Below are 12,613 nucleotides of genomic sequence, written 5' to 3' on the forward strand. Positions count from 1 at the left end.
CGCCCATGCCCAGCCTCCCCGCGCGCGGGGTCGAATTTCTGCGCCGGCAGGCCCGCGCCCAGTCCCTCCGCTGGCGGCTTTGGGCGCCGGTGGCGCTGGGCGGCGGCTGCGCCGTCTATTTCGCGCTGAAGGCCGAACCGCCGGCCTGGCCGTTGCTGACCCTCACTGTCCTCACGTCCGCCGGCTGGCTCGCCGCCAAACGGTCCCGGCTGGACCGAATCTGGACGCTTCCGCTGATGCTGCTGGCCTGTTTCGCCCTCGGTCTGGCGGTGACGAAGCTGCGCGCCGACGCCGTCACGGCCCCGATCGCCCCGGCCATGGACGCCCCGACCGTCGTTGAGGGCTGGGTCGTCGACGTCGACAGCCCAGGCGCGGCCGGCCCCCGCGTGGTGATCGCCCCGGTCCGCATCCGCGGCCTCGCCCCCGAGGACACGCCGGTGCGCCTGCGGGCCACCGTGCGCGGCGCCGCGCCCGAGCCGGGTCAGGCGGTGCGGCTGTTCGCCATCCTCAACCCGCCGCCCGCGCCCGCCAGCCCCGGCGCCTACGACTTCGGCCGCACCGCCTTCTTCCAGGGCATGGGCGGGGTGGCCTTCGGCCTCGGCGAGGCGCGGCCGGCCTATCTGCCGCCTCCGCCGTGGACCCTGCGGGCCGAGATGGCGATCAACGGCCTGCGCTTCGACCTCGCCAAACGGATCGTGGAGCGGCAGGGCCCGCGCGCTGGCGGCGTCGCCGCGGCCATGACCACGGGACATGAGGCCTGGCTCGATCCCGACGAGGTCCAGGTCATGCGCGACTCCGGCCTGGCCCACATCCTGTCGATCTCCGGCCTGCACATGGCCGTGGTCGGCGGCTTCGCCTTCTTCCTCGTGCGCCTGCTGGTGGCCGCCTGGCCGTGGCTGGCGCTGCGCGTGCCGGGCAAGAAGGTCGCCGCCGGCGCCGGGCTGCTGGCGGTCGCGACCTATCTCGTGATCTCGGGCGCGCCGCCGCCGGCCGAGCGGGCGGCGATCACCGCCTCCATCGCCTTCATCGCCATCCTGCTCGACCGGCAGGCGATCACCATGCACGCCCTCGCCGTCGCCGCCTTCGTGGTCCTGCTGCTGCAGCCCGAGGCGATCGTCACGCCCGGCTTCCAGATGTCGTTCGCGGCGACCGCCGCCCTCGTCGCGCTCGTAGAAGCCTGGCCGGTCCGCCCGCGCGAGATTTCCACGCCCTGGCCGATCCTGATGGTCCAGCGCGGCGGCGTCTGGATCGGCGGCGCAATCCTCGCCAGCCTCGTCGCGGGCGCCGCCACAGGCCCGTTCGCCATGCAGCATTTCAACCGAACGGCCATGTACGGACTGGCCGCCAATCTCGCCACGGCGCCGGTCTCGGACTTCCTGATCATGCCGGCGCTCGCCATCGGCGCCCTGCTGGAGCCGCTCGGCCTCGGCGCCCCCTTCCTGTGGCTCGCCGCCCAGGGCATTGGGCTGATGCTCGCCATCGGCGCCTGGACGGCGGCGCTGCCCGGCGCGGTGCGGACGGTCGCCAGCGCCCCGGACGTCGCGTTGCCGGTCGCCTTTCTCGGCGTGCTGTTCTGCTGTCTGTGGCGTGGACCGCTGCGCTGGCTGGGCCTGCCGTTCGCGGCGGCGGTGATGCTCTGGCCCCGCGGGCCGGCGCCCGACCTGTGGATCGGCGACGGCGGGACCAACGCCGCCTGGGTTCAGGCGGAAGAGGCGGTCGTGGCGCGGCCGGGCGTGCGCCAGTTCGCGGTCGATGTCTGGTCGCGCCGCCGGGGTCTGACGCCCATCGACCGGCAGGAGGAGGGCTGGACCTGCACCCGCTTCTCCTGCGCGCCCTCGACACCCGCAGCCGGTCCGCTCGCCCTGTGGTGGGGCAAACGCGCGCCCTCGGCGGAGCAGATGGAGGCCCTGTGCCGAGCCGCGCCCGTGGTCAGCGTCCGCGCGCCGGTCCCCGCACTGCCCGCCTCATGCGAGGGCCGTCTGGTGCTGGACGGTGTCGACTATGCGCGCGGCGGCGCGGTCGAGCTGTGGCGCGAGGGTCCGGCGGCGGCCAACCGCTGGCGCGCCGTCTGGTCGGCGCAGGTGCGCGGCGACCGGCCATGGTCCCGCTTCGGCGACCCTGACCTCAGTGATAGCGGCGGATGAGCCCGACCAGCTTGCCCTGCACCTCGACCTGGTCCGGTCCGAAGATGCGGGTCTCGTAGTTGCGGTTGGCCGGCTCCAGGGCGATCGAGCCGCCCTTCTTGCGCAGCCGCTTCAGCGTGGCTTCCTCGCCCTCGACCAGCGCCACGACGATGTCGCCCGAGGTCGCCGTGTCGGAGGATTTGATGATCACCAGATCGCCGTTGAGGATGCCGGCCTCGATCATCGAATCGCCCTCGATCTCGAGAAGATAGTGTTCGCCCGCGCCCAGCATCGCCTCCGGCACCGGATAGCGGGCGGTCTCGTGTTCGATGGCCGCGATCGGCGTGCCGGCGGCGATCTTGCCCATCAGCGACAGTTCGCGCGTGTCGTTGGCGGCCTCGACCGCCTGCGGCCGTCCGCCGCCCTCGATCACCCCCGGCGTGAACCCGGCCCGGCCGCGCGGCGCGCCCGCCGTGGCCTGGTCCGGCATCTTGACCACCTCCAGCGCCCGCGCCCGGTGCGCCAGCCGCCGGATGAAGCCGCGCTCCTCCAGCGCCGTGATCAGCCGGTGGATGCCCGACTTCGACGCCAGATCCAGCGCCTCCTTCATCTCGTCGAACGAGGGGGAGACGCCCGTCTCCTTGATCCGTTCGTGGATGAACATCAGCAGTTCGTGCTGTTTGCGCGTGAGCATGGCGACCTCGGCGGCGAATCCCGTTGCGAGAACGCTAGCGGAACAAACCGCAAACGTCCACAAGGTGTTCCTGTGCTGTTCCGGTTAAGGTCCGGTTACCGCATCAGCGCCCGTGTCGCCGCCTCGACGTCCGCCTGCCGCATCAGGCTCTCGCCCACCAGCACGGCCTGCGCATGCGCCGCCGACACCCGGGCAACGTCGTCCGGCGTGAAGATGCCGCTCTCGGCCACCAGCAACGCCCGCACCGGGCTCAGCATGGCCAGCCGCTCCGTCGTCTCCAGATCGACCTCGAACGTCCGCAGCGACCGGTTGTTGATCCCGACCAGATCGCCGCCCAGCTTGCAGGCGCGGGCCATCTCCGCCTCGTCGTGGGTCTCGATCAGCGCGTCCATGCCGAACCTCTCGGCCTCGGAGAGCAGCTCGGCGGCCAGGGCGTCATCCACCATCGCCAGAATGATCAGGATGCAGTCGGCCCCCAGCGCCCGGCTCTCGGCCACCTGCCACGGGTCGACGAGGAAGTCCTTGCGCAGACAGGGCAGGGCGGTCGCCTCGCGCGCGGCGGCCAGGAAGGCGTCGTCGCCCTGGAAGCTCGGCCCGTCGGTCAGCACCGACAGGCAGGTCGCCCCGCCGCGCTCATAGGCCCGCGCCAACGCCGGCGGATCGAAATCCTCCCGGATCAACCCCTTGGAGGGGCTGGCCTTCTTGATCTCGGCGATCAGCGCGGGGCGGCCCGTCTCCTCGACATGCCGTTCCAGGGCGGCCCGGAAGCCCCGCGGCGGCGGCGCCAGCTTCGCCCGCGCCTCGACGGCGTCCTGCGACTGGACAGCCTTGCGCGCCGCCACATCCTCGCGCTTGTAGGCGGCGATCCGCTCCAGCACGTCGGTCATGGAGCGCGGACCTCCAGGTCCGCACCTTGCGGTCGGCGGGATTTGCGGACCGGGAGGTCCGCGCTCCTGGTCAGGGTCATTCGGGGGCCTCGATCGGTGTATTGGTGGCCTCGACCAGAGCGGCCAGCGCCTGCGCCGCCCGGCCGTCGTCGATCACCGCCGCCGCCAGCGCCGCGCCGTCGGCCAGATCACCCGCCCTGTCGCCCACCACCAGCGCCGCCGCCGCGTTCAGCAGCACCACGTCCCGGTAGGCCCCCTTCGCCCCGTCCAGCAGCGCCCGCAGCGCCGCCGCATTCTCCTCGGCGTCGCCGCCGCGCAGGTCGGCGATATCGGCCCGCGCCAGCCCGGCGTCCTCCGGCGTGACGGCGAAGCGGCGCACCGCCCCGTCCTTCCACTCCGCCACCTCGGTCGCGCCCGTGGTGGTCAGCTCGTCCAGCCCCTGTCCATGCACCGTCCACGCCCGGACGGCGCCCAGCCGCCCCAGCACCTCGGCCAGCGGCTCCAGCAGGCGCGGATCATAGACCCCCATCACCTGCCGCTTCGCCGAGGCCGGGTTGGACAGCGGACCCAGCAGGTTGAACACCGTGCGGAAGCCGATCTCGGCCCGCACCGGCCCGACGTGGCGCATGGCCCCGTGGTAGGTCGGGGCGAACAGGAAGGCGATGCCGGCCCGGTCCAGCGCCCGCAGCTGCTGCGCCGGCGTGGCCGCCAGATTGATCCCCAGCGCGGCCAGCACGTCCGACGAGCCGGACTTCGAGCTCATCGCCCGGTTGCCGTGCTTGGCCACCTTCAGCCCGGCGCCCGCCAGCACCAGCGCCGCCGCCGTCGAGATGTTGAAGGTGTGCTGGCCGTCGCCGCCGGTGCCGCAGGTGTCGATGACCTCGTAGGGATGGTCCAGCGTCAGCGCCGCCTCGCGCATGGCCGTGGCGAAGGCGGCGATCTCGCCCACGGTTTCGCCGCGGATGCGCAGGGCCGTGACGGCGGCCGCGACCTGCGCCGGGGTCGGCTCGCCCCTCAGGCAGGCGGCGAAGAAGGCGTGAGCCTCCTGATCCGACAGCACCCGGCCGTCGACCAGCTTGGCCAGCAGGGGTTTGAAGCCCTGATCGGTCTCGGGGGCCGCCATGTCAGACCATCGCCGTGCGCTTGACGTTGGCGATGTCGAGGAAGTTGGCCAGCAGGTCGTGGCCGTGCTCGGTGGCGATCGATTCCGGGTGGAACTGCACGCCGTGGATCGGCCGGGTCCGGTGCGCCAGCCCCATGATCTCGCCGTCGGCGGTCCATGCGGTGACCTCCAGCACGTCCGGCAGCGTCTCGCGCTTCACCGCCAGCGAGTGATACCGCGTCGCCGTGAACGGGGAGGGCAGGCCGGCGAAGACGCTGCTTCCCGCATGCTCGATCGGCGAGGTCTTGCCGTGCATCAGGCTCTTGGCGCGGACGACGTCGCCGCCGAACGCCTGACCCATGGCCTGATGCCCGAGGCAGACGCCGAAGATCGGCATGTCCAGCGGCGCGCTGTCCAGCAAAGGCAGGCAGATGCCCGCCTCGTTCGGCGTGCACGGCCCCGGCGACAGCAGCAGCGCCTCGGGTTTCAGCGCCAGCGCCTCGGCCGCGGTCAGGTCGTCGTTGCGCACCACGCGCGTCTCCGCCCCCAGTTCCGCAAGGTAGTGGACCAGGTTCCAGGTGAAGCTGTCGTAGTTGTCGACGACGAGGATCATGCCTTGGCTTCTAGGGGGCGAGGGCCGCCGCGCCAAGCGACCGTTGAGGTAAGTCTTCGTTAACCACGATCAGGCGAACTGGAGCCTCCAGCGGAGGGGCTCGCATGGCCGACACCAGCATCGACAAGGCGCGCATCCTGCTCACCCCGCCGGTCCGACACGCCAGCCCCTGGGCCGCGCTCGCGGCGGCGGCGCTGGCCGCGACGGCGGCGGTGATGATGGCGGGGATCATGGTGCTGGGGCCGGGCGTCCGCTTTGACGAGACGGTCTCGGTTCAGCCCTGGTTCCCGAACGGATAACGCCAGGCGTCCTCGGCCGCGCCCATCGGCGCCCGGGCCTTGGCTTTCGTTTCGGCGTACTCGGCGGCCGGATCGCTGTCGGCGACCACGCCCGCGCCGGCCTGCACATGGACCTTGCCGTCGGCGAACAGGGCGGTCCGCAGCACGATGCAGACGTCCGCCTCGCCGCCGGCCGAGATGTAGCCGACGCCGCCGCCGTAGCCGACGCCGCGCTTCTCGCTCTCCAGTTCGTCTATGATCTCCATCGCCCGCACCTTGGGGGCGCCCGACAGGGTGCCGGCGGGCAGGGCGGCCAGCAGCGTATCCACGGCGTCCAGCTTCGGATTGGCCTGGCCCTGCACGTCGGAAACGATATGCATCACAGAGCTGTAGCGCTCGACCTTGAAGCTTTCCGTGACCTCGACCGTGCCCGGCGCAGCGACGCGCCCCACGTCGTTGCGGCCCAGATCGAGCAGCATCAGATGCTCGGCCCGCTCCTTGGGGTCGGCCAGCAGTTCCGCCTCCAGGGCCCGGTCCTGCTCGGGCGTCTCGCCGCGCGGCCGGGTGCCCGCCAGCGGCCGGATGGTCACCCGCCCGTCCTTCAGCCGCACCAGGATTTCCGGGCTCGACCCGGCCAGCTGGAAGTCTCCGAAGTCGAGGAAGAACAGATAGGGCGACGGATTGCGCCGCCGCAGCGAGCGGTAGAAGGCGAACGGATCGCCGGCCCATGGCGCAGCGAAACGGTGGCTCAGCACCACCTGGAAGATGTCGCCGGCGGCGATGTAGTCCTTGGCCCGCGCCACCATGACGCCGAAGGCCGCCTCGTCGACCGGCGACCGGAACGGCGGGGCGGGGGCCTGCACCGGCGCGGGGATGGCGGGCAGGGGCGCGCGCAGCTCCGCCTCGAAGGCGTCCAGCCGGGCCACAGCGGCGTCGAAGGCCGCGTCCGCCGCCAGTCCGCTGTCCGGGAAGGCGGCCGAGACCAGCACGATCTCGTGCTTCACCGAATCGAAGATCGCCACCAGGGCCGGACGGGTCAGCACCGCGTCGGGCAGGTCCAGCGGATCCGGGTTCGGCGCGCCCAGCGGCTCCAGCAGCCGCACCATGTCGTAGCCGAACACCCCGAACAGGCCCGCCGCCATTGGCGGAAGATCGCCCGGCAGCTCGAGCCGCGAGGCGGCCATGAGCCGGCGCAGCGAGGCCAGCGGGTCGCCGGGCTCCGGCTCGAAGGCGCCCCCCGCCACGCCGGAACCCCGCGCCAGCTCGGCGCGGCCGTCGCGGCAGCGCCAGACCAGGTCCGGTTCGCGGGTGATGATCGAATAGCGGCCGTTGACCGCCCCGCCCTCGACCGACTCCAGCAGGAAGGCGTGGCTGCGCCCGTGCCCGACCTTCAGATAGGCCGAGACCGGGGTCTCCAGGTCATCGACCAGCCGCCGCACGACGACCTGCGGCCGGCCCGCGGACCAGCCTGCGGCGAAGCCGGCCCGGTTGGAGCCGTCGTCTGCGGTCATCGCCCCGCGGGTCGCGCCGGCGCCGCGGGCGTCGCCTCGACGCCGAGGGCCTGACGGGCCAGGGCCTCGTCGTGGGTCGCCTTCATGCGCTCCGCGGCGGCGGCCACGGCGGCGGCGAACAGCGGATCGCCGGTCGCCGGTCCCAGCCGGGCGCGCCATTGCTGGGCCTCGTCGGCGATCACGGCCGGCGTGGGCGCGATGATGCGGTCGACGCGGCCAATGACGATGCCGTTCTCGGTGGGCTGGTCGAAGGGCTGCCCCCGGGCGGTGTTGAACAGGCCCGAGATCACGGCTTCGCCGACCTGGGCGAGCGTTTCCTCGTCCTGCTTCAGGCCGGCGCGGCTGGTGACCGTCGCCCCGACCGAGGCCGCGACGGCGGCGATGTCCTCGCCGGCGCGCAGCCGAGCCGTCAGCGCGTCCGACTTGCTCGACAGCAGGCGGACGTTCTCGCGGGCGATCCATTCGGCGGTCACCCGCTCGCGCACGGCGTTCAGGGCCGGCAGGGCGGCCGGAACGACGTCGTCGACGCGGACCACAAAATACTCGCCCTCGCCGAGGCCGGTGGGTTCGCTGGCGCGCCCCTTGGACAGCTTCCACATGCCCTCCAGCACGGGGGCGGGGACGTTGAGCTGCTGACCGTCGCGGTTGCGGCCTTCGCGGGTCACGGCGGGAATGGGCACCATCCGGGCGCCGACCAGGCGGACCGCCTCGTCGACGCTCTTGCCGTCGCGGCGCGCCGCATCATAGGCCTCGACCCTGCGGGCGATCGCGCCGCGCGCCTCCTGGCCCCGCAGTTCATCGACGATCTGGTCGCGGACGTCGGCGAGGGTCACATCCTGACCCGGCGCGACGGCGGTCACCTTGGCGACGACGAAGCCGATGCGGGCCTGAACCGGAGCGGACACCTCGTTGACGTTCAGGCCGAACACCGCCCCGGCCACCGCCGGATCACTGATCGCGCTGCGCGGCGTGTCGACGAAGTCGGCAGGTTGCAGGTTGTTGGCCTGGCCGACGGCGGCGGGGGTCTGGCCGGCGCGCAGCGCGTTGGCGATGCGGTCCGCCGCGGCCCGGGTCGGAGCGGTCAGGGTCGTGAAGGTGCGGCGCTCGGGCGCCGACAGGGCGTTCTTGCGGAATTCGAACCGGGCCTGGATCTTCTCCTCGCTGATGGCGATGTTCTGGTCGGCCGGGTTGCTGAAGATGACCAGCGAGCCGGAACGCAGTTCGGGAACGCGCAGCCGCGCGGCGTTCTGGTTCATGAAGGCGGCCAGCTGGGCGTCGGACGGCCGCGGGGCCGTCCCGGCCATCTGCTGGGTCAGGACGAACCAGCGCCCGTCGCGGGACTGCTGGTTCAGGTTGGCGTACACCGCGCCGTAGATGCGCGGCAGCTGCATGCCGGCCATCAGCGCCGAGCCGTAGTGGGCGCGGGTGTACTGGTCCCGGGCTTCCTGTTCCAGGAGCTCCGGCGTCATCTTCACCTCGGCGAGCTTGGACTCGTACAGGGTTTCGGAAAATTGGTTGGTGACCGGATCGAAGAAGGCCGGGATGGCGCGGATCTGGCGCAGGATCAGCTCGTTCCCCGGCCGGATGCCCGTCTTCCAGGCCCAGGCGAAGAAGCCCAGCTCCTGGGCCCGTCCCATCAGGATGGCGTTCAGGTCCGCCTGGGCGAGAAGCTCCTCATAGGTGATCGATCGGCCCTGCTGCTGCTGAAGCTGGTCCAGCTGGCGATCCATCGCCGCGCGGAATTCCTGAGGGCTCATGCTGCGATCGCCCGCCGAGACCACCTTGGGCGCCTGCAGGCTGCCGAGGATGTCCGTCTGGGCGCCGCCGGTGACCAGCAGGCCCAGCGCGGTCAGGATCAGCAGGCCCATCGCGAACTTGGACTTCGCGAAATTGCGGAAGATGGAGATCATGGGCGGGCGGTCCTGGCCGAGGGGCGGCGATGATGGTCGCTTGGCCTATAGGGTGTGACGGGGCGGCACGGCAAGACAATGGCGACGCATGGAGCGCCCGGACGGCTTGGCTTGGCGAAAACCTCCGCCTAGAGAGGCGTCATGAAACAATCCGAGAAGCTGATCGCCGGCAACTGGAAGATGAACGGCCTGGGCGCCGATCTCGAGGGTGTCGTCCAGGACCTCAAACGCGAACTCCAGGCGGAGCCGGCCTCCTGCCGCGTCGCCATTTGCCCGCCGGCGACCCTGCTCAGCCGGCTCGCGGACGCGGTCAGCGGCCAGGCCGTCGAGGTCGGAGGCCAGGACTGCCGGGCCGAGACCCACGGCGCCTTCACCGGCGGCGTGTCCGCGGCAATGCTCAAGGACGCCGGCGCGACCCTTGTCATCGTGGGGCATTCCGAGCGCCGCCAGGAATTCGGCGAGACCGACCGGCTCGTCTCCGCCAAGGCCGAGGCCGCCGTCCAGGCCGGACTGGCGCCCATCGTCTGCGTCGGCGAAACGCTCGAGCAGCGCCAGGCGGGCAGGGCGGTTGAGGTCGTCCGCGGCCAGGTCATGAACTCCCTGCCCCTGGCCGTCGCCGGCCGCGACTTCGCCGTCGCCTATGAGCCCGTCTGGGCCATCGGCACGGGGCTGACACCCACGCTGGAGCAGATCGAGGAGGTCCATCGCGCCGTCCGCGCCGCCATGCTCGAGCGGCTGGGCCTGGCCAGCGCCGCCGCGCCGATTCTGTACGGCGGCTCGGTCAAGCCGGACAACGCCCGCGACATCCTCGCCGTCCCCGAGGTCGGCGGGGCCCTGGTCGGCGGCGCCTCCCTGAAGGCCTCCGACTTCCTCGGCATCATCCGCGCCGTCTAGGCAGCAGTCAGCAGGCAGCAGAAGAAGAGCGAGGTTTCGGCTCCTCCCGGTTGACTGCGGCTTCGCGCCCACGGACCCTGCTGCCTGCTGCCTGCTGCCTGCTGCCTGCTGCCTGCTGCCTGCTGCCTGCTGCCTCAACCCCTGTTTGCTCCCGCCTCCCAACGATGATAGACGCCGCCGCTTGATCGGCGCGGCCTCGCGCCACACATATCGGCTGCCATGCTCCAGACCATTCTCCTCGTCGCCATGATCCTCATCTCGGTCGCGCTCGCCGGCGTGATCCTGCTTCAGCGCTCCGAGGGCGGCGCGCTGGGCATGGGCGGCGGGCCGTCGGGCTTCATGACCGCGCGCGGCGCCGGCAACCTGCTGACCGTCACGACCTGGTGGCTGGCCGTGGCCTTCTTCCTCTGCGCCATCGGCCTGACCATCATCGGCAACATCGACCGCTCGAGCCAGTCGATCGTCGACCGCGACGCCATCGGCGCCCTGGCCGCACCGACCGGCGCGGAGGGCGCGGCCCCGGCCGCCGATCCGGCCACGGCCCCGGCTCCGGCCCAGCCGGCCGGCCCGTCGCTCGACGACTTCCTCAGCTCGGCGCCCGCGGCCCAGCCGGCTCCGGCCCAGCCCGCGCCGGCGCAGTAAGGTGGGCGGGGCCCTTATCCCCGCCTTCCTCTCCCGCCCTCATAGTCTCCGCATTACGCCGCCCGAATCGGCGGTAGAGTGATCTCCCATGGCCCGTTACGTGTTCATCACCGGCGGCGTGGTTTCCTCATTGGGAAAAGGCCTCGCCTCCGCCGCTCTCGGCGCGCTCCTGCAAGCGCGCGGCTACAAGGTTCGCCTTCGTAAGCTCGACCCCTATCTGAACGTCGATCCAGGCACGATGAGCCCGTATCAGCACGGCGAGGTCTTCGTCACCGACGACGGGGCCGAGACCGACCTCGACCTCGGCCACTACGAGCGTTTCACCGGCGTTTCAGCGGCCAAGTCCGACAACATCACCACCGGCCGCATCTATTCGACGATCCTCGAGAAGGAGCGGCGCGGCGACTATCTGGGCGCGACCGTCCAGGTCATTCCGCACGTCACCGACCAGATCAAGCAGTTCTGCCTGACCCCCGCCCTGACCGACGACGGCGAGGAGGTCGACTTCGTCCTCGTCGAGATCGGCGGCACCGTCGGCGACATCGAGGGTCTGCCGTTCTTCGAGGCCATCCGGCAACTGGGCCAGGACCTGCCGCGCGGCCAGTCCTGCTTCGTCCACCTGACCCTGCTGCCCTTCATCAAGACCGCCGGCGAGATGAAGACCAAGCCGACCCAGCACTCGGTCAAGGAGCTGCGCTCGATCGGCATCCAGCCCGACATCCTGCTGTGCCGCTGCGAATACCCGATCCCGCCCGAGGAGAAGCGCAAGATCGGCCTGTTCTGCAACGTGCGCGAAAGCGGCGTCATCCAGGCCATGGACTCGTCCGACATCTACGCCGTGCCGCTGGACTATCACCGCGAGGGCCTCGACGCCGAGGTGCTGGCCCATTTCGGCATCACCGACGCCCCGGCCCCCGACCTGTCGCGCTGGCAGGAGATCGCCCGCCGCCGCCTGCACCCGGACGGCGAGGTCACCGTCGCCGTGGTCGGCAAATACACGGTGCTCAAGGACGCCTACAAATCCCTGATCGAGGCGCTGCACCACGGCGGCGTCGCCAACAACGTCAAGGTCAACATCGATTGGGTCGAGGCCGAGACCTTCGAGGGCGACCGCGAGGCCTGCGAGGCCCGCCTGCAGGGCGCCCACGCCGTGCTGGTGCCGGGCGGCTTCGGCGAGCGCGGCTCCGAAGGCAAGATCGAGGCGGCCCGCTTCGCCCGCACCCGCAACATCCCCTATTTCGGCATCTGTTTCGGCATGCAGATGGCGGTCATCGAGGCGGCCCGGAACCTGGCCGGCTTCCCCGAGGCCTCGTCCACCGAGTTCGGTCCGACGTCGGAGCCGGTCGTCGGCCTGATGACCGAATGGATCCAGGGCAATGAGCGGGTGAAGCGCGAACACGGCGGAGACCTGGGCGGCACCATGCGCCTCGGGGCCTATGACTCGACGCTGAAGCCGGGCTCGAAAATCGCTCAGATGTACGGCTCGTCGACCATCAGCGAACGGCACCGCCACCGCTACGAGGTCAACATCAACTACCGCGAGGTCATCGAGCAGAAGGCCGGTCTGACCTTCGCGGGCCTGTCCCCCGACGGCGTCCTGCCCGAGACCGTCGAGCGCGAGGACCATCCGTGGTTCATCGGCGTGCAGTATCACCCCGAGCTGAAGAGCCGCCCCTTCGCGCCGCACCCCCTGTTCGCTGGCTTCATCGAGGCCGCCGTGGTGCAGAGCCGGCTGGTCTAGAGACCCGGTTCATCCAGGGGCGGGCGGGGGGCGAGGCGTTCGAACGGCCGCCGCTGGCGGCAGCGCACGCACACCTGGGTGCCCGGCTGGCTGCGGCTGTCGACGAACATGTGGCCTTTCATCGCGCAACGGAGAGACTCTAGCATGTCTCGATCTCCAACTCCGCGACCATGATCCTGTCCGTGGTGCGGTGCAAGATCGCCGTTCCGCGACCGGGC

General features: G+C 71.4%; 12 protein-coding genes. 5 read left to right on the forward strand and 7 right to left on the reverse strand.

Translation table 11 applies throughout. The features are described from left to right. Positions 1 to 5: 5 nt before the first annotated feature. Positions 6 to 2,144 (forward strand): ComEC/Rec2 family competence protein, encoded by a 2,139-nt coding sequence (locus VEA98_RS11280; protein WP_324814288.1) that lies wholly within the window; start codon positions 6 to 8, stop codon positions 2,142 to 2,144. On the opposite strand, the gene lexA is transcribed toward VEA98_RS11280, so the two are convergent. The 4 genes from lexA to VEA98_RS11300 form a co-directional block, all read right to left on the reverse strand. Then, on the reverse strand, positions 2,125 to 2,817 hold the full coding sequence (gene lexA / locus VEA98_RS11285) for a transcriptional repressor LexA (protein ID WP_324814291.1): 693 nt from the start codon (positions 2,815 to 2,817) through the stop codon (positions 2,125 to 2,127). The genes VEA98_RS11280 and lexA overlap by 20 nt on opposite strands. Before the next feature lie 95 nt (positions 2,818 to 2,912). Then, positions 2,913 to 3,704, reverse strand: a complete 792-nt coding sequence (gene trpC / locus VEA98_RS11290) for an indole-3-glycerol phosphate synthase TrpC (protein WP_324814294.1) — start codon at positions 3,702 to 3,704, stop codon at positions 2,913 to 2,915. 76 nt (positions 3,705 to 3,780) lie between these two features. After that, the gene (gene trpD, locus VEA98_RS11295) at positions 3,781 to 4,827 is read right to left on the reverse strand and encodes an anthranilate phosphoribosyltransferase (protein WP_324814296.1); all 1,047 of its coding nucleotides are present in this window, start codon (positions 4,825 to 4,827) and stop codon (positions 3,781 to 3,783) included. A 1-nt stretch (position 4,828) separates the two neighbouring features. After that, the gene (locus VEA98_RS11300; RefSeq protein WP_324814298.1) at positions 4,829 to 5,419 is read right to left on the reverse strand and encodes an aminodeoxychorismate/anthranilate synthase component II; all 591 of its coding nucleotides are present in this window, start codon (positions 5,417 to 5,419) and stop codon (positions 4,829 to 4,831) included. A 104-nt stretch (positions 5,420 to 5,523) separates the two neighbouring features. On the opposite strand from VEA98_RS11300, the gene VEA98_RS11305 reads away from it, so the two are divergent. Next, positions 5,524 to 5,718 carry a hypothetical protein gene (locus tag VEA98_RS11305; protein WP_324814301.1) on the forward strand — a complete coding sequence of 65 codons (195 nt, stop codon included), beginning with the start codon at positions 5,524 to 5,526 and terminating at the stop codon, positions 5,716 to 5,718. Here VEA98_RS11305 and trpE read toward each other — a convergent pair. Continuing rightward, positions 5,694 to 7,208 carry an anthranilate synthase component I gene (trpE, locus tag VEA98_RS11310; protein WP_324814304.1) on the reverse strand — a complete coding sequence of 505 codons (1,515 nt, stop codon included), beginning with the start codon at positions 7,206 to 7,208 and terminating at the stop codon, positions 5,694 to 5,696. The two genes, VEA98_RS11305 and trpE, sit on opposite strands and share 25 nt — an antisense overlap. Further along, complete coding sequence (locus VEA98_RS11315) at positions 7,205 to 9,118, reverse strand: peptidylprolyl isomerase (RefSeq protein ID WP_324814307.1); 1,914 nt, start codon at positions 9,116 to 9,118, stop codon at positions 7,205 to 7,207. The genes trpE and VEA98_RS11315 overlap by 4 nt, the downstream gene beginning before the upstream one ends. Positions 9,119 to 9,259: 141 nt before the next feature. On the opposite strand from VEA98_RS11315, the gene tpiA reads away from it, so the two are divergent. The 3 genes from tpiA to VEA98_RS11330 all read left to right on the forward strand — a co-directional run bounded on the left by tpiA (position 9,260) and on the right by VEA98_RS11330 (position 12,395). Beyond that, positions 9,260 to 10,012 carry a triose-phosphate isomerase gene (tpiA, locus tag VEA98_RS11320; RefSeq protein ID WP_324814310.1) on the forward strand — a complete coding sequence of 251 codons (753 nt, stop codon included), beginning with the start codon at positions 9,260 to 9,262 and terminating at the stop codon, positions 10,010 to 10,012. Between the two features lie 219 nt (positions 10,013 to 10,231). Beyond that, positions 10,232 to 10,654 (forward strand): preprotein translocase subunit SecG, encoded by a 423-nt coding sequence (gene secG, locus VEA98_RS11325; protein WP_324814313.1) that lies wholly within the window; start codon positions 10,232 to 10,234, stop codon positions 10,652 to 10,654. A gap of 88 nt (positions 10,655 to 10,742) precedes the next feature. Next, the gene (locus tag VEA98_RS11330) at positions 10,743 to 12,395 is read left to right on the forward strand and encodes a CTP synthase (protein WP_324814315.1); all 1,653 of its coding nucleotides are present in this window, start codon (positions 10,743 to 10,745) and stop codon (positions 12,393 to 12,395) included. Here VEA98_RS11330 and VEA98_RS11335 read toward each other — a convergent pair. Continuing rightward, positions 12,392 to 12,541, reverse strand: a complete 150-nt coding sequence (locus VEA98_RS11335) for a hypothetical protein (protein WP_324814317.1) — start codon at positions 12,539 to 12,541, stop codon at positions 12,392 to 12,394. The two genes, VEA98_RS11330 and VEA98_RS11335, sit on opposite strands and share 4 nt — an antisense overlap. Positions 12,542 to 12,613 lie beyond the last annotated feature (72 nt).

Source organism: Brevundimonas sp. (genome assembly GCF_035627055.1).
In the GTDB taxonomy this organism is placed as follows: Bacteria; Pseudomonadota; Alphaproteobacteria; order Caulobacterales; family Caulobacteraceae; genus Brevundimonas.